At 71.2% G+C, this 22,060-nt stretch carries 16 protein-coding genes; 8 read left to right on the top strand and 8 right to left on the bottom strand.

The genetic code is table 11. The features are described 5' to 3' along the window. Positions 1–10: 10 nt before the first annotated feature. Genes mmsA through iolC form a run of 5 tightly spaced genes read right to left on the bottom strand, consistent with a single transcriptional unit; the run spans position 11 to position 6,095 of the window. Complete coding sequence (gene mmsA, locus ACZ7L0_RS12770) at positions 11–1,513, bottom strand: CoA-acylating methylmalonate-semialdehyde dehydrogenase (RefSeq protein WP_471242459.1); 1,503 nt, start codon at positions 1,511–1,513, stop codon at positions 11–13. A gap of 14 nt (positions 1,514–1,527) precedes the next feature. Then, entirely contained in the window at positions 1,528–3,420 is a 1,893-nt protein-coding gene (gene iolD / locus ACZ7L0_RS12765; RefSeq protein WP_471242458.1) for a 3D-(3,5/4)-trihydroxycyclohexane-1,2-dione acylhydrolase (decyclizing), read from the bottom strand. After that, complete coding sequence (iolB, locus tag ACZ7L0_RS12760) at positions 3,417–4,241, bottom strand: 5-deoxy-glucuronate isomerase (protein ID WP_471242457.1); 825 nt, start codon at positions 4,239–4,241, stop codon at positions 3,417–3,419. Before iolB ends, iolD begins: the two co-directional genes overlap by 4 nt. Positions 4,242–4,248: 7 nt before the next feature. Further along, on the bottom strand, positions 4,249–5,148 hold the full coding sequence (locus ACZ7L0_RS12755) for a Cgl0159 family (beta/alpha)8-fold protein (protein ID WP_471242456.1): 900 nt from the start codon (positions 5,146–5,148) through the stop codon (positions 4,249–4,251). Next, positions 5,145–6,095 (bottom strand): 5-dehydro-2-deoxygluconokinase, encoded by a 951-nt coding sequence (gene iolC, locus ACZ7L0_RS12750; RefSeq protein ID WP_471242748.1) that lies wholly within the window; start codon positions 6,093–6,095, stop codon positions 5,145–5,147. The genes ACZ7L0_RS12755 and iolC overlap by 4 nt, the downstream gene beginning before the upstream one ends. 126 nt (positions 6,096–6,221) lie before the next feature. Between iolC and ACZ7L0_RS12745 the strand changes: the two genes are divergently transcribed. Both ACZ7L0_RS12745 and ACZ7L0_RS12740 read left to right on the top strand, forming a co-directional pair. Then, positions 6,222–7,139: a sugar phosphate isomerase/epimerase family protein gene (locus ACZ7L0_RS12745; protein ID WP_471242455.1), complete on the top strand. Its 918-nt coding sequence runs from the start codon at positions 6,222–6,224 to the stop codon at positions 7,137–7,139. A gap of 588 nt (positions 7,140–7,727) precedes the next feature. Further along, positions 7,728–7,928 (top strand): helix-turn-helix transcriptional regulator, encoded by a 201-nt coding sequence (locus ACZ7L0_RS12740; RefSeq protein WP_471242454.1) that lies wholly within the window; start codon positions 7,728–7,730, stop codon positions 7,926–7,928. 4 nt (positions 7,929–7,932) lie between these two features. Here the strand turns inward: ACZ7L0_RS12740 and ACZ7L0_RS12735 are convergent, their stop codons facing one another. Next, positions 7,933–8,976, bottom strand: a complete 1,044-nt coding sequence (locus ACZ7L0_RS12735) for a zinc-dependent alcohol dehydrogenase family protein (protein WP_471242453.1) — start codon at positions 8,974–8,976, stop codon at positions 7,933–7,935. A gap of 213 nt (positions 8,977–9,189) precedes the next feature. Here ACZ7L0_RS12735 and ACZ7L0_RS12730 point away from each other — a divergent pair, with 213 nt between their 5' ends. The 3 genes from ACZ7L0_RS12730 to ACZ7L0_RS12720 all read left to right on the top strand — a co-directional run bounded on the left by ACZ7L0_RS12730 (position 9,190) and on the right by ACZ7L0_RS12720 (position 12,809). Beyond that, the gene (locus tag ACZ7L0_RS12730; protein ID WP_471242452.1) at positions 9,190–10,140 is read left to right on the top strand and encodes a PrsW family glutamic-type intramembrane protease; all 951 of its coding nucleotides are present in this window, start codon (positions 9,190–9,192) and stop codon (positions 10,138–10,140) included. Positions 10,141–10,213: 73 nt separating this feature from the next. Continuing rightward, entirely contained in the window at positions 10,214–10,453 is a 240-nt protein-coding gene (locus ACZ7L0_RS12725; RefSeq protein WP_471242451.1) for a heavy-metal-associated domain-containing protein, read from the top strand. 82 nt (positions 10,454–10,535) lie between these two features. Further along, complete coding sequence (locus tag ACZ7L0_RS12720) at positions 10,536–12,809, top strand: heavy metal translocating P-type ATPase (RefSeq protein ID WP_471242450.1); 2,274 nt, start codon at positions 10,536–10,538, stop codon at positions 12,807–12,809. Positions 12,810–13,440: 631 nt separating this feature from the next. On the opposite strand, the gene ACZ7L0_RS12715 is transcribed toward ACZ7L0_RS12720, so the two are convergent. Beyond that, on the bottom strand, positions 13,441–14,730 hold the full coding sequence (locus ACZ7L0_RS12715) for a citrate synthase (protein WP_471242449.1): 1,290 nt from the start codon (positions 14,728–14,730) through the stop codon (positions 13,441–13,443). Positions 14,731–14,953: 223 nt separating this feature from the next. Further along, complete coding sequence (gene recD2 / locus ACZ7L0_RS12710; RefSeq protein WP_471242448.1) at positions 14,954–17,206, bottom strand: SF1B family DNA helicase RecD2; 2,253 nt, start codon at positions 17,204–17,206, stop codon at positions 14,954–14,956. Positions 17,207–17,524: 318 nt separating this feature from the next. Between recD2 and ACZ7L0_RS12705 the strand changes: the two genes are divergently transcribed. The 3 genes from ACZ7L0_RS12705 to ACZ7L0_RS12695 are packed head-to-tail and all read left to right on the top strand — an operon-like array spanning position 17,525 to position 22,015. Continuing rightward, entirely contained in the window at positions 17,525–18,544 is a 1,020-nt protein-coding gene (locus ACZ7L0_RS12705) for a LacI family DNA-binding transcriptional regulator (RefSeq protein ID WP_471242447.1), read from the top strand. After that, positions 18,541–20,076, top strand: a complete 1,536-nt coding sequence (locus ACZ7L0_RS12700; RefSeq protein ID WP_471242446.1) for a sugar ABC transporter ATP-binding protein — start codon at positions 18,541–18,543, stop codon at positions 20,074–20,076. Before ACZ7L0_RS12705 ends, ACZ7L0_RS12700 begins: the two co-directional genes overlap by 4 nt. Then, positions 20,066–22,015 carry an ABC transporter permease/substrate-binding protein gene (locus ACZ7L0_RS12695; RefSeq protein WP_471242445.1) on the top strand — a complete coding sequence of 650 codons (1,950 nt, stop codon included), beginning with the start codon at positions 20,066–20,068 and terminating at the stop codon, positions 22,013–22,015. The genes ACZ7L0_RS12700 and ACZ7L0_RS12695 overlap by 11 nt, the downstream gene beginning before the upstream one ends. Positions 22,016–22,060 lie beyond the last annotated feature (45 nt).

Below are 22,060 nucleotides of genomic sequence, written 5' to 3'. Positions count from 1 at the left end.
CCGTACGGCGTCAGTGGTTGCGCGGGAAGCCCAGGTCGACGCCGGCCGGGGCGTCGGCCGGGTCGGGCCAGCGCGTGGTGACGACCTTGCCGCGGGTGTAGAAGTGCGTGCCGTCGTTGCCGTAGATGTGGTGGTCGCCGAAGAGCGAGTCCTTCCAGCCGCCGAAGGAGTGGTAGCCCACGGGGACCGGGATCGGCACGTTCACGCCGACCATGCCCGCCTCGATCTCCAGCTGGAAGCGGCGGGCCGCGCCGCCGTCCCGGGTGAAGATCGCGGTGCCGTTGCCGAACGGCGAGCTGTTGATGAGGGCGACGCCGTCCTCGTACGTGTCGACACGCAGCACGCACAGCACCGGGCCGAAGATCTCGTCCTGGTACGCCTTCGCCGACGTGGGCACCTTGTCCAGCAGCGAGATGCCGATCCAGTGGCCGCCCTCGAAGCCGTCGACCGTGTAGCCGGTGCCGTCCAGCACCACCTCGGCGCCCTCGGCCGCCGCGCCCTCGACGTAGGAGGCCACCTTGTCGCGGTGGACCTTGGTGATCAGCGGGCCCATCTCGGAGGCCGGGTCGTTGCCGGGACCGATCTTGATCTTCTCGGCGCGCTCGCGGATCTTCTCCACCAGCTCGTCGCCGATCGCTCCGACCGCGACGACCGCGGAGATCGCCATGCAGCGCTCGCCCGCGGAGCCGTAGGCCGCCGAGACCGCGGCGTCGGCCGCCGCGTCCAGGTCGGCGTCCGGCAGGACCAGCATGTGGTTCTTGGCGCCGCCCAGGGCCTGCACGCGCTTGTGGTTGGCGGAGGCGGTGGTGTGGATGTAGCGGGCGATCGGGGTCGAGCCGACGAAGGAGACGGCCTTGACGTCCGGGTGCTCCAGCAGCCGGTCGACGGCCACCTTGTCACCGTGGACGACGTTGAAGACGCCGTCCGGCAGGCCCGCCTCGGCGAGCAGCTCGGCGATCTTGATGGAGGCCGACGGGTCCTTCTCGGACGGCTTCAGCACGAAGGTGTTGCCGCACGCGATGGCGATGGGGAACATCCACATCGGCACCATCGCCGGGAAGTTGAACGGCGTGATGCCCGCGACGACACCCAGCGGCTGCCGGATCGACGACACGTCCACGCGGCTCGCGACCTGCGTGGACAGCTCGCCCTTCAGCTGCACGCTGATGCCGCAGGCCAGGTCCACGATCTCCAGGCCGCGCGCCACCTCGCCCAGGGCGTCGGAGTGCACCTTGCCGTGCTCGGCGGTGATCAGCTCGGCGATCTCGTCGCGGTGCGCGTCCAGCAGCGCGCGGAACTTGAACAGGATCGAGGTCCGCTGGGCCAGCGAGGACTGGCCCCAGGTCAGATAGGCGTCCTTGGCCGCCGCTACGGCAGCGTCCACCTCCTCGACCGACGCGAACGCGACCTTCGTGGTGACGGCGCCGGTCGCCGGGTCCGTGACCGGCCCGTACGTACCCGAGGCGCCTTCGACGGTCTTGCCGCCGATCCAGTGGTTGACGATCTTCGTCATGACCGAGTGCTCCTTCACAGATGGCGGCGTCGGGTCGAGACGTGCCGTTCGTACAGCTCACGTGCCTTGACCGCGGACGATCGGGTCGCGGTCTCGGCCACAGGAACATCCCACCAGGCCTGCGCCGGAGGCGCGCCCGACACTGTGTCTGCGGTTTCCGTCTCCACATAGACACATGTGGGAGTGTCGGCGGCCCGCGCCTCGGCGAGCGCCGCGCGCAGGTCCCGTACGGTCTTCGCGCGCAGCACCCGCATACCGAGGCTGGCCGCGTTGGCGGCGAGGTCCACGGGCAGCGGGGCGCCGGTGAACGTGCCGTCGTCCGAGGTGAAACGGTACGCGGTGCCGAACCGCTCGCCGCCGACCGACTCGGACAGGCCGCCGATCGAGGCGTACCCGTGGTTCTGCACCAGGAGGATCTTGATCGCGATCCCCTCCTGCACCGCCGTGACGATCTCCGTCGGCATCATCAGGTACGTCCCGTCACCGACCAGCGCCCAGACCGGCCGGTCGGGGGCCGCCATCCTCACCCCGATCGCGGCCGGGATCTCGTAGCCCATGCAGGAGTAGCCGTACTCCAGGTGGTACTGGTCGCGGGACCGGGTGCGCCACAGCTTGTGCAGGTCGCCGGGGAGGGAGCCGGCCGCGTTGATGATCACGTCCGTCTCGTCGACGATCGCGTCCAGCGCGCCCAGCACCTGGGGCTGCGTCGGCCGTACGTCCGGCTCGTCGGCCTCGTAGCAGGCGTCGACGCGCTGCTCCCAGCGCTCCTTGTCCTCCATGTACTCGGTGGCGTAGGAGTCGGCGACCCGGTGGCCGTGCATCTGGAGTGCCTGGGTCAGCTCCTGCAGGCCGCTGCGGGCGTCCGCGACCAGGGGCATGCCGGCGAGCTTGTGGCCGTCGAAGGGCGCGATGTTGAGGTTGAGGAAGCGGACGTCCGGGTTCTCGAAGAGGGTGCCGGAGGCGGTGGTGAAGTCGGTGTACCGGGTGCCCACGCCGATCACCAGGTCGGCGGTGCGGGCGAGTTCGTCGGCGGTCGCGGTGCCGGTGTGGCCGATGCCGCCGACGTCCTGGGGGTGGTCGAAGCGCAGGGAGCCCTTGCCGGCCTGGGTGGACGCGACCGGTATGCGGGTCGCCTGCGCGAACTCGGCGAGGGCCTCCTCCGCCCGGCTGTGGTGGACCCCGCCGCCCGCGATCACCAGGGGGCGGCGGGCACCGAGGATCGCCTGTACGGCCTCGGCCTGTTCGGTCGGGTCGGCGCCCGGACGGCGTACCACCCAGACACGCTCGGCGAAGAACTCCTCCGGCCAGTCGTACGCCTCGGCCTGCACGTCCTGCGGCAGCGCGAGGGTGACCGCGCCCGTCTCGACCGGGTCGGTGAGCACTCGCATGGCGTTCAGGGCCGACGGGATCAGGGCTTCCGGCCGGTTGATCCGGTCGAAGTAGCGCGACACCGGGCGCAGGCAGTCGTTGACCGACACGTCCCCCGCGTACGGCACCTCCAGCTGCTGGAGCACCGGGTCCGCCGGGCGGGTCGCGAAGACGTCGCCGGGCAGCAGCAGGACCGGGAGGTGGTTGACGGTCGCGAGGGCGGCGCCGGTGACCAGGTTGGTGGCACCGGGGCCGATGGAGGTCGTCACCGCGTGCGCGGACAGGCGGTTGGACTGACGCGCGTAGCCGACCGCCGCGTGCACCATGGACTGCTCGTTGCGGCCCTGGTGGTACGGCATGTCGTCGGCGTACTCGACCAGCGCCTGCCCGAGCCCGGCGACGTTCCCGTGGCCGAAGATGCCCCAGGTCGCGCCGATCAGCCGCTGCCGTGTGCCGTCCCGCTCCGTGTACTGGGCGGACAGGAAGCGGACGAGCGCCTGCGCGACCGTGAGCCTCGTCGTTGAGGTCTGCACCGTCATCGGTAACCCCCTGTGCTTTCAACGTGGGCCGGGTGGAAGCAGATCCGCCACTCCCGCGTCTCGCCCGGACCGGCCATGACGTTCAGGTAGTACATGGCGTGGCCGGGCTGGGCGATGGACGGGCCGTGCCATCCGTCGGGGACGAGGACGGCGTCGCCGGAGCGGACCTCCGCGAGGACGTCCGATCCGCCCTCACGGGAGGGGAATACGCGCTGATAGCCGAAACCGTTCGGGCCCTCGATCTCGAAGTAGTAGATCTCCTCCAGCTCGGCTTCCTCACCGGGCCGGTGCTCGTCGTGCTTGTGCGGCGGGTACGAGGACCAGTGCCCGCCGGGGGTGATCACCTCGACGGCGATCAGCCGGTCGCAGTCGAACGAGTCCGCGGAGGCGAAGTTGCGCACCTGGCGGGCGCAGGTGCCGCTGCCGCGGTCTTCGACGGGGACCTCCGGCGCGGGGCCGTAGCGGGCGGGGAGTCGTCGCTCGCACTTCGCTCCTGCCAGGGCGAAGCGGCCTCCCGCGCCGGAGGCGATCTGGACCCGGGCGTCGCGGGGCGCGTACACGAAGTCGGAGACCCCGCTGAACACGCTCTCCCTGCCCAGGATTTGGAACTGTTCGTCCTCTATGTGCACCGTACAACCGCCGTTGAGCGGAAGGACGATCCACTCGCTGTCGCCAGTGGTGAACGTGTGTGTCCCGCCCGGCTCCAGCTCGACCACGCGCAGACCGCTGTACGTCCAGCCGGCCCGCTCGGGGCCGATGTCGAGCGCGTACGGGGCGCTCGCGGTCGCGCCCTTCGCGAGGTGCAGGTCGTTGCTGGTCATGCGGCCCTCACAGCAGTCCTACGGCGGTGTCCACGGCGGCGGCCACATCGCCGTCCGCCGGGTACAGCAGCGAGCGGCCGACCACCAGGCCGCGCACGGTGGGGAGTTGCAGCGCGCCGCGCCACTTCTCGTACGCGGCGTCCTGGTCCTCGGGAGAGTCGCCGATGTCACCGCCCAGCAGCACGGCGGGCAGGGTCGAGGTCTCCATGACCTGGGCCATGTCGTCGGGGTTGTCGGTGACCGGCACCTTCAGCCAGGTGTAGGCCGAACTGCCGCCCAGGCCCGAGGCGATGGCGATGGACTTGGTGACCGCGTCGGCGGACAGGTCGTTCCTGACCTTGCCCTCGGGGGTGCGGCCGCTGATGAACGGCTCGACGAAGACGGGGAGCCGCCGGGCGGCCATGTCGTCGATGGCGCGGGCCGTGGACTCCAGGGTGGTCAGGGAGCCCGGGTCGTCGTAGTCGATGCGCAGCAGCAGCTTGCCCGCGTCGAAGCCGAGGCGCTGTATGTCCTCGGGGCGGTGGCCGGTGAAGCGGTCGTCGAGTTCGAAGGAGGCGCCCTGGAGGCCGCCGCGGTTCATCGAGCCCATGACGACCTTGTGGTCGAGGGCGCCGAGCAGCAGCAGGTCGTCGAGGACGTCGGCGGTGGCGAGGACGCCGTCGACGCCGGGCCGGGACAGCGCCAGGCAGAGGCGTTCCAGCAGATCGGCGCGGTTGGCCATGGCCATCCTGCGGTCGCCGACCCCGAGGGCGCCGCGGGCCGGATGGTCGGCGGCGACGATCATCAGGCGGCCGTTCTCGTTCAGCAGCGGCCTGCGAGCGCGGCGGGTGGCGGCCTCGGCGATGGCCTCGGGGTGGCGGGTGCGGGTGTGGACCAGTGCGGAGACGTCCACCCGGGGGGTCCTCACAGCACCGCTCCCGCCTCTAGAGCGGCGGCCACCTCGTCGGGGGTGGGCATCGCGGAGGAGCACTCCAGGCGGGAGGCGACGATGGCGCCGGCCGCGTTGGCGTGCCGCATGACCGTCTCCAGGTCCCAGCCTTCGAGCAGGCCGTGGCAGAGCGAGCCGCCGAAGGCGTCTCCGGCGCCGAGCCCGTTGAGGACGGTGACCGGGAGTGGCGGTACCTCGGCGGTCTCGCCCGCGCGGCTGACCGCGAGGACGCCCTTGGGCCCCTGCTTCACGACCGCGAGCTCCACACCGGCGTCGAGGAGTGCGCGGGCGGCGGCGTGCGGCTCGCGGACTCCGGTGGCGACCTCCACCTCGTCGAGGTTGCCGACGGCGACGGTGGTGTGGCGCAGTGCCTCGGTGTAGAAGGGGCGGGCCGCGTCCGGGTCCGTCCAGAACATGGGGCGCCAGTCGAGGTCGAAGACCGTCGTACCGGACTTGGCCCGGTGGGCGAGGGCCGCGAGGGTCGCCGTGCGGCTGGGCTCCTCGCTCAGGCCCGTGCCGGTGACCCAGAAGACGCGCGAATCGTGGATCGCGTCGAGGTCGAGCTCGTGGGCGTCGATCTCCAGGTCGGGGGCCTTGGGCTGCCGGTAGAAGTACAGCGGGAAGTCGTCCGGCGGGAAGACCTCGCAGAAGGTGACCGGCGTGGGCAGCCCGGGGACCGGGGTGACCCAGCGGTCGTCGACGCCGAAGCCGCGCAGGGCCTCGTGCAGGTAGGCGCCGAAGGCGTCGTCGCCGGTGCGGGTGATCACGGCGGTGCTCCGGCCCAGGCGCGCCGCGGCGACCGCGACGTTCGTCGCCGACCCGCCGAGGAACTTGCCGAAGGACGACACCTGGGCGAGCGGGACGCCCGTTTGGAGCGGGTAGAGGTCCACTCCGATCCGCCCCATGGTGATCAGGTCGTACGCCATCCGGCTTCCCTTCGTCACGGCTCTCCCCCGGTTTGTAGCCCCGCACCCCGGAGCCTGTCAATGTTTTGTCCAGACATTCGGACGAGAGCTTGACACCCGCTTTCCATGCGCCGCACGCTGACGGCCATGACGTCGTTGTCACCTCAAGCCTCACTGTCCCGCATCAGGATCGGATCGGCGCCCGACTCCTGGGGTGTCTGGTTCCCGGACGATCCCGCGCAGGTGCCCTGGAAGCGCTTTCTCGACGAGGTCGCCGCCTGTGGCTACGAGTGGATCGAGCTGGGCCCCTACGGCTATCTGCCGACCAACCCGGCCGTGCTGGCCGAGGAGACGGCACGGCGCGGCCTGAAGGTGTCGGCCGGCACGGTCTTCACGGGCCTGCACCACGGCGCGGCGGTGTGGGACAGGACCTGGGCGCATGTCGCGGACAACGCGGCCCTCGCCCAGGCGATGGGCGCCCGCCACCTCGTCGTCATCCCCTCCTTCTGGCGGGACGACAAGACCGGCGAGGTCCTGGAGCCGGACACGCTCACGCCCGAGCAGTGGCGCAACCTCACCTCGCTGACCGAACGGCTGGGCCGGGAGGTGCGGGAGCGTTACGGCCTGTCGATCGTCGTCCACCCGCACGCCGACACCCACATCGACAGCGAGGAGAACGTCACCCGCTTCCTCGACGGCACCGACTCCTCGCTGGTCTCGCTGTGCCTGGACACCGGGCACTACGCCTACTGCGGCGGCGACAGCGTCAAGCTGATCGAGACCTACGGCGAGCGGATCGGCTACCTCCACCTCAAGCAGGTGGACCCCGGGATCCTCGCGGAGGTCCGGGCGAACGGCGTCCCCTTCGGCCCGGCGGTCGCCAAGGGCGTGATGTGCGAGCCCCCGTCCGGGGTGCCCGCGCTCGGCCCCGTCCTGGAAGCCGCCGGGAAACTGGGCGTCGACCTGTTCGCCATCGTCGAGCAGGACATGTACCCCTGCCCCCCGGACAAGCCCCTGCCGATCGCCCGCCGCACACGGGCGTTCCTGCGATCCTGCGGGGCGTAGGCCTCCGGCGGTTGGCGGGTGTCTCGTTCAGGGGGTGTGTACGGACAGGGCGGCGTCCGGCGTTCAGGAGAGGCTCGGGCGTCCGGTGGCCTACGGCGGCGCGGACGACCGGCGTCCGAGCGAGGCGTCGGCGCAGTGGACGGGCGACGGCGGTCCACCGGTCGGCGGTGGGCGTAGGTGGTTTGCGGCGGCCCGGCGATCGTCGGCGGGGTCCCCCGTGGCCGACCGGATGACCGGGGAGGCGACGAGCATCGCGCTGCCGCAGGGGCGGAGTTCGTCTGCGCCCAGAACCGGCCGGGGCCGGATCCGGCGTAGCGGGTCCGGCCCGCTTTCACTGTCCGACTCCTGCTGTCAAGGCGCCTCGCCAGTGCACCGACGTACGCCTTTGCGTCACTTCTGTCACGAAGTCCTCGGTCCCGTCACACATGTCCCGTGTACGCGACTCCGTAGTCACACTCGGTCAACAGGGGCTTGCCCGCTGTCACGTCATGTCGTTCACCGGGCACAGGCTTGGTGACGCCAGCGCAGCGCCCGGCTCCCCCTGCGGCCGCCCCCGGCCGCCTCGGCGCGCGCGGGGAGGTGCAACCCATGACCGACCGAAGGCTCTGGTCCTACAAGGAGATCGCGGCACACATCCGGGTGCAGCCGGACACCGTACGGTCCTATCGCAAGCACGGCCTGCTGCCTCCGCCCGACCATGTCGAGGGCGGCAAGCCCTACTGGTACGCGGACACCGTGCGCGCCTGGGTCGCCGCCAGGCCCGGAAACCGGGGCCGAAGAGAGACCTGAGCCGTCAGCTCCACGGTTCGACGACGGTGACTCCCGCGCCGGGTGCCGAGCCCATCGCGGCGAGCGCGGCCGGGGCCGCGTCCAGCGGGATCGTCGACGTCACGAGCAGGTCGGGGCGCAGCACACCCGCGCGGACGAGTTCCAGCATGCCCGGGTAGGCGTGCGCGGCCATGCCGTGGCTGCCTAGGAGTTCGAGCTCCAGGGCGATGGCGCGGGCCATGGGGACGGGGGTCGTACCGTCCGGCGAGGGCAGCAGGCCGACCTGGACGTGACGGCCGCGGCGGCGCAGGCAGCCGACGGAGGCCGCGCAGGTGGCGGGGGAGCCGAGGGCGTCGAGGGAGAGGTGGGCGCCGCCGCCGGTCAGGGCGAGGATCTCCGCCGCCGTGCCGGGCGTACGGGTCGCGTCCACGCACTCGGCCGCGCCGAACCGCCGCGCCAGGTCGAGCGCCCGGGGTGATACGTCGACGGCGACCACCCGGGCCCCGCAGGCCGCCGCGATCATCACCGCCGACAGGCCCACTCCCCCGCAGCCGTGCACCGCGACCCACTCCCCCGCCGCCACCCGGCCCTGCCCCACCACCGCGCGGAACGCCGTGGCGAAGCGGCAGCCCAGGGCGGCGGCGGTGGCGAAGGACAGGCCGTCCGGAACCGCGACCAGGTTCACGTCGGCATGGTCGAGCGCCACGAACTCGGCGAACGAGCCCCAGTGGTGGAACCCCGGCTGGGTCTGCCGCTCGCACACCTGCTGGTCGCCCGCCGCGCAGGCGGGGCAGCTGCCGCAGGCGCAGACGAAGGGCACGGTGACCCGGTCGCCGGGGCGCCAGCCGGTGACCCGGTCGCCGACGGCCTCGACGGTCCCGGCGAGTTCGTGGCCGGGCACGTGCGGCAGGGTGATGTCCGGGTCGTGACCCATCCAGCCGTGCCAGTCGCTGCGGCACAGGCCGGTGGCCTCCACGCGCACCACGACGCCGTGCTCCGCGGGCACCGGGTCCGGCACCTCCCGTACCTCGGCCGGCTCCCCGTACCGCTCGAACACCACAGCGCGCATGTGCCTTCGCCCTCGCCTTTCGTACGGCCGTCCGCAGATCACCGCGAACGCTAGGGCCTGCACGCCCGCCTTGTCCGCCCCCTGCCCTCGTCGCCTGCCCGCCCGACGCTCCCCGGGCACCGACCGCACTGGCCTCCCCCGGACTGCGACAAAGGGCACATCTGCATAGGGTGCGGGTAAATCGCCCCAGCAGGAGCACGAGGGGGACCAGCCGTGACCCACTCCCCGCCGCCCGGTGCGCCCCGGGCCCGCATTCCGGGCCCGCAGCAGCCCCCGCCGCCGTTCCCGCGGATCCGCGCGGGTCTGTGGCGGCGCTTCCTGGTCGGCGGCCTCGCCCTGTGGGCGCTGACCGCACTGGCCGCGTACGTGACGCGGGACACCGCGCTGCTGCCCGCCCTGTTCCTGCTCGGCGGCTTCCTGGTCCCGGTCGGCTTCGTGCTGTGGGCGTACGAGCGGCACAGCCGCGACCTGGGGGTCAGCGCGATCCTCGGCTGCTTCCTGGCCGGCGGCGCGCTCGGGGTGCTGGGCGCGCCGGCGATGGAGTACCGCCTGCTGCACCCGTCGCCGCGGATGTTCGTCGGCATGGCGCTGGCGGAGGAGGCGGTGAAGCTCGTCGCGCTGATGTTCGTACTGCGCGGGCTGACCGGGATACGCGGCATGCGCGCCGGGCTGGTGCTGGGCGCGACCGTCGGCGTCGGCTTCGCGGCCGTGGAGACCCTCGGCCACACCTTCGGCACGGCCGTGTCCACGAGCGGCGCCGACCCGTGGGCGCTGCTGGCGACCGGGCTTCCGCACGCCATGGCGGCGCCCTTCGGGCACGGCCTGTGGACGGCGGTCGTGGGCGGGGCCCTGCTCGCCCACCGCCACCCGAACGGCCGCTTCCGCCTCGGCGGCCCGGTCCTCTGGGCCTGCCTGGGCGCCTGTCTGCTGCACACGCTGTGGGACACCACTCCCCGCCTCGCCTTCTGGCTGGCGGCCCTGCTGGCCGGCCCGGGCCTGGACCGGCGGCTCTTCGCCGGCGGGTACCTGCCCCTGCCGACGGCCGAACAGGACCGCATGTTCACGGTGTTCTCGGTCGGCGGGCTGGTACTCGTCTCCCTGCTGGGCATCGCCTGGGTCCGCTCGCTGGCGCGCCGGGACCCCCCTTGGAGAAATACCCCCTAGGGGTATAGTGTCAGCAGAGCGGGCCCCACCGTGGGCCTCGCCGGCCCCACCCGCCTCGACGAGGAGTAACGACATGACCGCCCCGACCGACACCCCGGGCTCCGTCACCACCGTCTACAAGGTGAGCGGGATGAGCTGCGGACACTGCGAGGGCTCCGTCTCCGGTGAGCTCTCCGAAATCCCCGGCGTCACCTCGGTGAAGGCCGTCGCGTCGACCGGCGAGGTCACCGTCGTATCCGCCGCCCCGCTCGACGAGGAGGCCGTCCGCGCCGCCGTCGACGAGGCCGGCTTCGAGCTCGTGGGCAAGGCCTGATCTCCGTTCACTCTCCGACCGGGCCGTGCCGACCAGCTGATACTGGATCCGTACGGTCCGGTCCGTCGTCTGGAGCCCGGACATGACCAGCACCACCGCAGACACAGCGATAGGCACGGCCTCGGAGACGAGGTCGGACACGACTTTCGAGGTCGAGCTGCTCATCGGCGGGATGACCTGCGCCTCCTGCGCCGCCCGCGTCGAGAGGAAGCTCAACCGCATGGACGGCGTCACCGCCACGGTGAACCTCGCCACGGAGAAGGCGAAGGTCACCTACCCCGAGGGGGTCCGGGTCGCCGATCTGATCGCCACCGTGGTGAGGACGGGATACACCGCCGAGGAGCCCCCGCCCCCGGCGCCGCCCCTGGAGGAAGCGCCCGCCGAAGCAGGACGGGATCCCGAACTCACCGCCCTGCGCCAACGGTTCGTCATGTCAGCCGCGCTGGCCCTGCCCGTCGTCCTGCTCGCCATGGTCCCCGCGCTCCAGTTCGACAACTGGCAGTGGCTGTCGCTCACCCTCGCCGCGCCCGTGGTGCTCTGGGGCGGCTTGCCCTTCCACCGGGCGGCCTGGACCAACGCCCGGCACGGCGCCGCCACCATGGACACCCTCGTCTCGGTCGGCACGCTGGCCGCGTTCGGCTGGTCGCTGTGGGCGCTGTTCTTCGGCGACGCGGGCATGCCGGGCATGCACGACGAGTTCCGGCTGACCGTCTCGCGTATGGACGGCTCGTCCACCATCTACCTGGAGGTGGCCGCCGGAGTCGTCGCCCTGATACTCCTCGGGCGTCATCTGGAGGCCCGCTCCAAGCGGCGCGCGGGCGCCGCCCTGCGGGCGCTGATGGAGCTGGGCGCGAAGGACGTCGCCGTCCTGCGGGACGGGCGTGAGACACGGGTGCCGGTGGCCTCCCTGGCCGTCGGCGACCGGTTCGTGGTCCGCCCCGGCGAGAAGATCGCCACCGACGGCACGGTGGTCGAGGGAGTCTCCGCGGTCGACGCCGCCATGCTCACCGGCGAGTCGGTGCCGGTGGACGTGGGTCCCGGGTCCGCCGTCACCGGTGCGACGGTGAACGCCGGGGGCCGGCTGGTCGTGGCCGCCACCCGGGTCGGCGCCGACACCCAGCTCGCCCGCATGGCGAAGCTGGTGGAGGACGCGCAGAACGGCAAGGCCGAGGTGCAGCGGCTGGCCGACCGGATCTCCGCCGTGTTCGTGCCCGTGGTCATCCTCCTCGCGCTCGGCACCTTCGCGGGGTGGCTGGCCGTCACCGGCGACGCCGTGGCCGCCTTCACGGCCGCCGTCGCCGTACTGATCATCGCCTGCCCGTGCGCGCTAGGGCTCGCCACCCCGACCGCGCTGATGGTCGGCACCGGGCGCGGTGCCCAGCTCGGCATCCTCATCAAGGGCCCCGAGGTACTGGAGTCCACCCGCCGCGTCGACACGGTCGTCCTGGACAAGACCGGCACGGTCACCACCGGCCGCATGACCCTCCAGGAGGTGTTCGCGGCCGAGGGCACCGACGAGAAGGAGGTGCTGCGGCTCGCGGGCGCCCTGGAACACGCCTCCGAGCACCCCGTGGCCCGGGCGATCGCGGCCGGCGCCGAGGAGCGGGTCGGTCCGCTGCCGCCGGCCGAGCACTTCGAGAACGTCCCCGGGCGGGGCGTACGCGGGCGCGTGGCGGGCCGCGAGGTGGCCGTGGGGCGACTCGCCGAGCACGGCGACCACCTGCCGCGGGAGTTGGCCGACGCCCGCTCCCGGGCCGAGCGGGAGGGCCGTACGGCCGTCGTGGTCGGCTGGGACGGGGTGGCACGCGGTGTCCTCGCCGTCGCCGACGCGGTCAAGGAGACCAGCGCCGAGGCGGTGCGCGAGCTGCGCGCGCTGGGTCTGGAGCCGGTGCTGCTGACCGGGGACAACCGGACGGTGGCCGAGGCGGTGGCGCGGGCCGTGGGCATCGAGGAGGTCGTCGCCGAGGTGCTGCCCGAGGACAAGGTGGACGTCGTACGACGCCTCCAGGGCGAAGGGCGGACCGTCGCCATGGTCGGCGACGGGGTCAACGACGCCGCCGCGCTCGCCGCCGCCGACCTGGGCCTCGCGATGGGCACGGGCACGGACGCGGCGATCGAGGCGGGCGACCTGACGCTGGTGCGCGGGGACCTGCGGGTGGCGGCGGACGCCATCCGGCTGGCACGGCGGACGCTGACCACCATCAAGGGAAACCTGGTGTGGGCCTTCGGCTACAACGTGGCCGCCCTGCCGCTGGCCGCCGCGGGGCTGCTCAACCCGATGATCGCGGGAGCCGCCATGGCCTTCTCGTCGGTGTTCGTGGTGACCAACAGCCTGCGGCTGCGCACGTTCCGCTGAGGACGGCAGAAGTTACCCCGGGGTTCGACGAAGTCGAGTGGATCCAAGAGTCCCCCTGGAGTCCGGCGCACACCTCACATAAGCTCTTCACGAGGCTCTCGCATCATCCTTACGCTTGGACTCCGATCGTCGTATCGGGGCTCTTGCGCATCTAACGGACATATGCAAGAGACACAGATCACAGTGATGTGAACGTAACCATCGAAGGGCTTCGAAGGTCTAAGTTGGCGATGTCAGACCAGCGTCTTGGGGGGCGCTGACTGGCATCTGGGGATGTCTTGGGGGACTTCCTCAGAGATGCGTTGCCGGGGCACGTACACCGGGGAGCTTTGAGCGGCCCTCCCAGCGTGCGTTGTCCCGGCAGATCGCACCGCATCACTGGAGCACGGCGGGTTTTGCTCGTTGTGCTCGAAACAGCGATTCAGGCGCTGTCCTCACCAAGCGCCCGGCCGGATCCCGTGGGGGGAATCCGCACCGGGACATGGGAAGGCGCCCTGGTCGTCGGCCCGTGGGGGGACCGGCGCTCCAGGGCGCCTTCTGCTATGCGTATACGTCTGTGCGTACGAGCCGTCAGGTGTCGGCCGTCAGGTGCCCGAGAGGCTCGCGCCGTCCCGGACACCCCGAAAGAGACTCAGCGCTCCTCGACCGGAACGAAGTCGCGCTCGACCACGCCCGTGTAGATCTGGCGCGGGCGGCCGATACGGGAGCCCGGCTCCTTGATCATCTCGTGCCACTGGGCGATCCAGCCCGGCAGGCGGCCGAGGGCGAACAGGACCGTGAACATCTCGGTCGGGAAGCCCATGGCCCGGTAGATCAGACCGGTGTAGAAGTCGACGTTCGGGTAGAGGCTGCGCGAGACGAAGTAGTCGTCGGAGAGCGCGTGCTCCTCCAGCTTCAGCGCGATGTCCAGCAGCTCGTCGGACTTGCCGAGAGCGGACAGCACGTCGTGCGCGGCGGCCTTGATGATCTTGGCGCGCGGGTCGAAGTTCTTGTAGACCCGGTGGCCGAAGCCCATCAGACGGACGCCGTCCTCCTTGTTCTTCACCTTGCGGATGAAGGAGTCGACGTCGCCGCCGGAGTCCCGGATGCCCTCGAGCATCTCCAGGACGGACTGGTTGGCACCGCCGTGCAGCGGGCCCCACAGGGCGTTGATGCCGGCGGAGATGGAGGCGAACATGTTCGCCTGGGACGAGCCCACCAGACGGACCGTCGAGGTCGAACAGTTCTGCTCGTGGTCCGCGTGCAGGATCAGCAGCTTGTCCAGGGCGGAGACCACGACCGGGTCGAGCTCGTACTCGTCCGCCGGGACCGAGAAGGTCATACGGAGGAAGTTCTCGACGTAGCCGAGGTCGTTGCGCGGGTAGACGAACGGGTGGCCGATCGACTTCTTGTACGCGTACGCCGCGATCGTCGGGAGCTTGGCGAGCAGACGGATCGTGGAGAGGTTGCGCTGCTTCTCGTCGAACGGGTTGTGGCTGTCCTGGTAGAACGTGGACAGCGCCGAGACGACCGAGGACAGCATGGCCATCGGGTGGGCGTCGCGCGGGAAGCCGCGGTAGAAGTTCTTGACGTCCTCGTGCAGCAGGGTGTGCCGCGTGATCTCGTTCTTGAACGCGGAGAGCTCGTCGACGGTCGGCAGCTCACCGTTGATGAGCAGGTACGCCACCTCGAGGAAGGTGGAGCGCTCGGCCAGCTGCTCGATCGGGTAGCCGCGGTACCGGAGGATGCCCGCCTCGCCGTCGAGGTACGTAATGGCGGATTTGTAGGCGGCCGTGTTGCCGTAGCCGCTGTCCAGGGTCACCAGACCGGTCTGGGCGCGGAGCTTCCCGATGTCGAAGCCCTTGTCACCGACGGTGCTGTCGATCACCGGGTAGGTGTACTCGCCGTCGCCGTACCGCAGTACTACAGAGTTGTCGCTCACGTCATCCCTCACCGACGTTGTGCCTCTTCTTCGAGGTTGCCCTGACTGTCTCTACCATCCCCCATTTGGCGCAGGAGAGTGCACTCGGGGTCGACCATTGGGCTTATCGGCGGCACTCAGTGCCGCCAACCTGCTCATCCTGCCCCCTCCACCCCGGCATCTGGAAGTGCTCTGTGACCTTCGCGACTCATTTGATCGATCATTTTTCGCGATGTCAGGTGCGTCAGCTCCGGTCGAGCCTGAAGTCGAGTGCTGTACACCGCCGTCCGGCCGACACCGTGCGCACCGCCTGACCGATGGCCTTGCGTGAACCGACGAGGACGACCAGCTTCTTGGCGCGGGTGACCGCCGTGTAGAGCAGGTTGCGCTGCAGCATCATCCAGGCGCCGGTGGTGACCGGGATGACCACGGCCGGATACTCACTGCCCTGCGAGCGGTGGATGGTCACCGCGTACGCGTGCGCCAGCTCGTCCAGCTCGTCGAATTCGTACGGAACCTCCTCGTCCTCGTCCGTCAGCACCGTGAGGCGCTGGTCGACCGGGTCGAGCGAGGTGACCACGCCCACGGTGCCGTTGAAGACACCGTTCTTTCCCTTCTCGTAATTGTTGCGGATCTGGGTGACCTTGTCGCCGACCCGGAAGACCCGGCCGCCGAACCGCTTCTCGGCCAGGTCGGGGCGGCCCGGGGTGATGGCCTGCTGGAGCAGGCCGTTGAGGGTGCCGGCGCCCGCCGGACCGCGGTGCATGGGCGCGAGGACCTGCACGTCCCGGCGCGGGTCGAGGCCGAACTTCGCCGGAATGCGGCGGGCGGCGACATCCACGGTGAGCCGGCCGGCCGCCTCCGTGTCGTCCTCGACGAAGAGGAAGAAGTCCTTCATGCCGTCCGTGACCGGGTGCTGCCCGGAGTTGATGCGGTGCGCGTTCGTCACCACCCCCGACTGCTGGGCCTGGCGGAAGACCCGGGTGAGGCGGACCGCGGGGACCGGGCCGCCGTCGGCCAGCAGGTCGCGCAGCACCTCCCCCGCACCGACGCTGGGCAGCTGGTCGACGTCACCGACGAAGAGCAGATGGGCGCCCGGGGGCACCGCCTTGACCAGCTTGTTGGCGAGCAGCAGGTCCAGCATCGAGGCCTCGTCCACCACCACCAGGTCGGCGTCGAGCGGGCGGTCCCTGTCGTAGGCCGCGTCACCGCCCGGCTTCAGCTCCAGCAGGCGGTGGACGGTGGAGGCCTCGGCGCCGGTCAGCTCGGCCAGGCGCTTGGCGGCGCGGCCGGTGGGGGCGGCCAGCACGACCTTCGCCCGCTTCGCCCGGGCCAGCTCCACGACCGAGCGGACGGTGAAGGACTTGCCGCAGCCGGGGCCACCGGTCAGCACGGCCACCTTCTCGGTGAGCGCCAGCTTCACGGCGGCCTCCTGCTCGGGCGCGAGCTCCGCCCCCGTGCGTCCCTTGAGCCAGCTCAGCGCCTTGTCCCAGGCGACGTCCCGGAAGCCGGGCATCCGGTCCTCGTCCGTGCGCAGCAGGCGCAACAGCTGGGCGGAGAGGGAGAGTTCGGCCCGGTGGAACGGGACGAGGTAGACGGCGGTGACGGGCTCGCCGCCGTCCGGCCCCGGCACCTTCTCCCGTACGACCCCGGGGTCCTCGCCCTCCTCCTCGGGCTCCGCCAGCTCGGCCAGGCACTCGATGACCAGCCCGGTGTCCACCTGGAGCAGCTTCACCGCGTCCGCGATCAGCCGCTCCTCGGGCAGGTAGCAGTGGCCCTGGTCGGTGGACTGCGACAGCGCGTACTGCAGGCCGGCCTTCACCCGCTCCGGGCTGTCGTGCGGGATGCCCACGGACTGGGCGATCTTGTCGGCGGTGAGGAAGCCGATGCCCCAGACGTCGGCGGCCAGCCGGTAGGGCTGGTTCTTGACGACCGAGATCGAGGCGTCCCCGTACTTCTTGTAGATCCGCACGGCGATGGACGTGGACACCTCGACGGTCTGCAGGAAGAGCATGACCTCCTTGATCGCCTTCTGCTCCTCCCAGGCGTCGGCGATCTTCTTCGTCCGCTTCGGTCCGAGCCCGGGGACCTCGATCAGCCGCTTCGGCTCCTCCTCGATGATCCGCAGGGTGTCCAGCCCGAAGTGCTGGGTGATCCGGTCGGCGAAGACCGGGCCGATGCCCTTGACCAGGCCGGATCCGAGATAGCGGCGGATGCCCTGGACGGTGGCGGGCAGCACGGTCGTGTAGTTCTCCACCGTGAACTGCTTGCCGTACTGGGGGTGGGAGCCCCAGCGCCCCTCCATGCGCAGCGACTCGCCGACCTGGGCGCCCAGCAGCGCACCCACGACCGTGAGGAGATCGCCACCGCCGCGGCCGGTGTCGACCCGGGCGACCGTGTAGCCGTTCTCCTCGTTGGCGTACGTGATCCGCTCCAGCACGCCTTCGAGCACGGCCAGTCGCCGTTCCCCCGTGGCAGTCCCCGCGTCTTGAGCCATGATCCGACGGTACCGGCCCGCTCTGACAGCGGCGGAAACCCAGCGGCGGGCAACGCCCGAGCCGGTCACAGCCGATCGGTGACTGGCAGGAACGGGCCTGGGAATGGGCCACGGCGACCGGTCGAACCGCAGGTCACGAGCCTCGGGCGTGGGCCCATGCCTTCCATTGCCTTCCATCCGCGCCCGCCCGAGGCCGGCCCCCCGGCGGTCACGATTGGGTTTCGGCCACTCGCTTCCCTCTTGCCCTCAAGCCGTGTAATCGATTCCAATCCTCCGTGAACGTCGATGTAATCGTTTCCACAAGGAGGTGGGCCGGCGATGGCGAGCATCAAGGACGTCGCCGCGGAGGCGGGGGTTTCCGTCGCCACGGTCTCGCGGGTGCTGAACGACCACCCTTCGGTCAGCGCCGACGCACGCACCCGCGTGCTGGCCGCCGTCGAGACGCTGGGCTACCGCCCGAACGCCGTCGCCCGGTCGCTGCGCACCGACCAGACCCACACCCTCGGCCTGGTCATCAGTGACGTGATGAACCCGTACTTCACCGAGCTGGCCCGCGCGGTCGAGGAGGAGGCCCGCGCGCTCGGTTACAGCGTCATCATCGGCAACGCCGACGAGCGGCCCGATCTGCAGGACCACCATGTACGGACCCTGCTGGACCGCCGTATCGACGGCCTCCTCGTCTCCCCCACCGACGGCGGCTCGCCGCTGATGCTGGACGCCGCGCGCGCGGGGACGCCGATGGTCTTCGTGGACCGGTGGATCCCGGGTGTGGACGTGCCCGTCGTACGGGCCGACGGACAGGACGCCATCCGGGATCTCGTGGCGCATCTGCACGGGCTGGGCCACCGGCGCCTGGCGATCATCGCGGGCCCCGCGGCCACCACCACCGGCAGCGAGCGCGTCGAGGCCTTCCGGGCGGCCATGGCGGAGTACGGGATCCCCCTCCCGGACGCCTACACGGGCCAGGGCGACTTCCAGGCCGAGAGCGGCCGGCGGGTCACCGAGGGCTTCCTCGACCTGCCCGAGCCGCCCGAGGTGGTCTTCGCCGCGGACAACCTGATGGCCCTGGGCGCGCTGGACGCGATCCGCGCGCGCGGGCTGCGGGTGCCGGACGACATCGCGCTGGCCGCGTTCGACGACATCCCGTGGTTCGTGCACACCGATCCGCCCATCACGGCGATCGCCCAGCCGACGGGCGAGCTGGGCCGGGCCGCCGTAAGGGCCCTGGTCGACCGCATCGAGGGACGGCCCCCCGCGTCCGCCACCTTCTCCGCCCGTCTCGTCGTACGCCGCTCGTGCGGCGAGTCCCCCTCCCCAGTACGAAGGAGCATGTCGTGAGCAACGCGGACGAGTTGCTGCGCATCGAGGGCATACGCAAGGCCTTCCCGGGCGTGGTCGCGCTGGACGGCGTCGACTTCGACCTGCGCCGGGGCGAGGTGCACGTGCTGCTCGGTGAGAACGGCGCGGGCAAGAGCACCCTCATCAAGATGCTCTCCGGCGCCTACACGCCCGACGCCGGCCGGATCCTGGTCGGCGGCGAGGAGGTGCGCATCCACGGTGCGCAGGACTCCGAGCGCCTCGGGATCGCCACCATCTACCAGGAGTTCAACCTCGTTCCCGATCTGACGGTCGCCGAGAACATCTTCCTGGGGCGGCAGCCGCGCCGCTTCGGGATGATCGACCGCAAGAGGATGGAGGCGGACGCCGAAGTCCTCCTGGAGCGCGTCGGCGTGCGCGTGTCCCCCCGCGCGCGTGTGCGTGAACTCGGCATCGCGCGCCTGCAGATGGTGGAGATCGCCAAGGCGCTGAGCCTGAACGCGCGCGTGCTCATCATGGACGAGCCGACCGCCGTGCTCACCTCCGAGGAGGTGGAGAGGCTCTTCGCCATCGTGCGCAGGCTGCGCGAGGACGGCGTCGGGATCGTGTTCATCACCCACCACCTGGAGGAGATCGCCGCCCTGGGCGACCGGGTCACGGTCATCCGGGACGGCACATCCGTCGGCCAGGTGGCCGCGAGCACGCCCGAGGACGAGCTCGTACGGCTCATGGTGGGCCGCTCGATCGAGCAGCAGTACCCGCGCGAACGCGCCGACACCGGTGCCGCGCTGCTCACCGTCGAGGGGCTGACCCGGGACGGCGTCTTCCACGACGTGAGCTTCGAGGTGCGCGCCGGTGAGGTCGTCGGCATCGCGGGACTGGTCGGCGCGGGTCGTACGGAGGTCGTGCGGGCGGTGTTCGGCGCCGATCCGTACGACAAGGGGACCGTGAAGGTCGGCGACGTGGGCCTCAGACGCCATGACGTGAACGCCGCCATGGCCGCCGGGATCGGCCTCGTGCCCGAGGACCGCAAGGGCCAGGGGCTGGTCCTCGACGCCTCCGTCGAGGAGAACCTCGGCCTGGTGACGATGCGCGCGGCGACCCGGGCCGGCCTGGTGGACCGCAAGGCGCAGCACACGGCGGCCGAGCGGATCGCCGGGCAGCTGGGCGTGCGCATGGCGGGCCTCGGGCAGCATGTGCGCACCCTGTCCGGCGGCAACCAGCAGAAGGTCGTCATCGGCAAGTGGCTGCTCGCCGACACCCGCGTGCTGATCCTCGACGAGCCGACGCGCGGCATCGACGTCGGCGCCAAGGTCGAGATCTACCAGCTCATCAACGAACTGACCGCCCAGGGTGCCGCGGTCCTGATGATCTCCAGCGATCTTCCCGAGGTCCTCGGCATGAGCGACCGCGTGCTGGTGATGGCCCAGGGCCGCATCGCGGGCGAGCTCGACGCCGACGAGGCCACCCAGGACGCCGTGATGGCGCTGGCCGTCGGCACCCCCAGCACTTCCACCAGCGAGACCGGAACGGAGGCCCCCCGTGGCCACTGACACGCTCAAGAGAACGACGGGCGCGAGTGGCGCCCCGGGCGGCCTGCGCCGTCTCCTCCTCGACAACGGCGCGCTCACCGCGCTGATCGTCCTCGTCGTCGCGCTGTCGGTGCTGTCCGGCGACTTCCTGACGACGGACAACCTGCTCAACATCGGCGTCCAGGCGGCCGTGACGGCGATCCTCGCCTTCGGTGTCACCTTCGTGATCGTCTCGGCGGGCATCGACCTGTCGGTCGGCTCGGTCGCCGCGCTGTCGGCCACCGTGCTGGCCTGGAGCGCGACCCAGCACGGCGTGCCGGTCGCCCTCGCGGTGGTCCTCGCCATAGCCACCGGCATCGCGGCGGGCCTGGTCAACGGCTTCCTGATCGCCTACGGCAAGCTGCCGCCGTTCATCGCCACGCTGGCCATGCTGTCGGTGGGCCGCGGCCTCGCCCTGGTCATCTCGCAGGGCTCCCCGATCGCCTTCCCCGGTTCCGTCTCGCACCTCGGCGACACGCTGGGCGGCTGGCTGCCGGTGCCGGTGCTGGTGATGGTCGTGATGGGGCTGGTAGCCGCCTTGGTGCTCGGCCGGACCTACATCGGCCGGTCCATGTACGCCATCGGCGGCAACGAGGAGGCCGCGCGCCTGTCCGGCCTGCGCGTGAAGCAGCAGAAGCTCGCGATCTACGCCCTGTCCGGGGTGTTCGCCGCCGCCGCGGGCGTGGTGCTCGCCGCCCGGCTGTCCTCCGCCCAGCCGCAGGCCGCCGACGGCTACGAGCTGGACGCGATCGCCGCGGTCGTCATCGGCGGCGCCTCGCTGGCGGGCGGCACCGGCAAGGCGTCCGGGACGCTGATCGGCGCGCTGATCCTGGCGGTGCTGCGCAACGGCCTGAACCTGCTGTCCGTCTCCGCGTTCTGGCAGCAGGTCGTGATCGGTGTCGTCATCGCGCTGGCGGTGCTGCTCGACACGGTCCGGCGCAAGGCGGGCGCGACCCCGCCGGCCGCCGGGACGGGTGGCGACAAGGGCAAGCAGGCGGCGACGTACGCGCTCGCGGCCGTGGTCACGGTGGCGATCGTGGGCGCCACCTCCTTCCTGCACAACGGCTCCTCGGCCACCGGCACCCCGAAGATGGGCCTGTCCCTCTCCACCCTCAACAACCCCTTCTTCGTGCAGATCCGGGCGGGTGCCCAGGCCGAGGCGAAGAAGCTGGGCGTGGACCTGACCGTCACGGACGCCCAGAACGACGCCTCCCAGCAGGCCAACCAGCTGCAGAACTTCACCAGTTCGGGCCTCGGCGCGATCATCGTCAACCCGGTGGACTCGGACGCGGCGGGCAACTCGGTGAAGGCCGCGGACAAGGCGAAGATCCCCGTGATCGCGGTCGACCGGGGCGTCAACAAGGCCTCGGTGGACGCCCTGGTGGCCTCCGACAACGTCGCCGGCGGTGAGCTGGCCGCCAAGACGGTCGCCGAGAAGCTCGGCGGCAAGGGCAAGATCGTGATCCTGCAGGGCCAGGCGGGCACCTCCGCCGCCCGTGAGCGCGCCGAGGGCTTCGCCAAGGGCCTCAAGGCCTACCCGGGCATCCAGGTGCTGGCCCAGCAGCCCGCCGACTTCGACCGCACCAAGGGCCTCGACGTGATGTCGAACCTGCTCCAGGCGCACCCCGACGTCCAGGGCGTCATCGCCGCCAACGACGAGATGGCCCTCGGCGCGATCAAGGCGCTGGGCTCCAAGGCCGGCAAGTCGGTCCAGGTCGTCGGCTTCGACGGCACCCCGGACGGCCTGACGGCTGTGAAGAACGGCACGCTGTACGCGTCCGTGGCACAGCAGCCCACCCAGTTGGGGAGGATCGCGGTGGACAACGCGCTCAAGGCGATCCAGGGCAAGAAGGTGGAGACGACGGTGAAGGTGCCGGTGAAGGTGGTCACGAAGGCAAACGTGGCCGGATTCAGCGGCTGACGGTCCTCGGCGGCCGGGCGGCTCCACCCCGACGGGAGCCGCCCG

It is taken from the genome of Streptomyces sp. NPDC039424, assembly GCF_055639495.1.
Note: the sequence above shows the minus strand (reverse complement) of the source record. Positions and strands in the feature narration are given on the sequence as shown.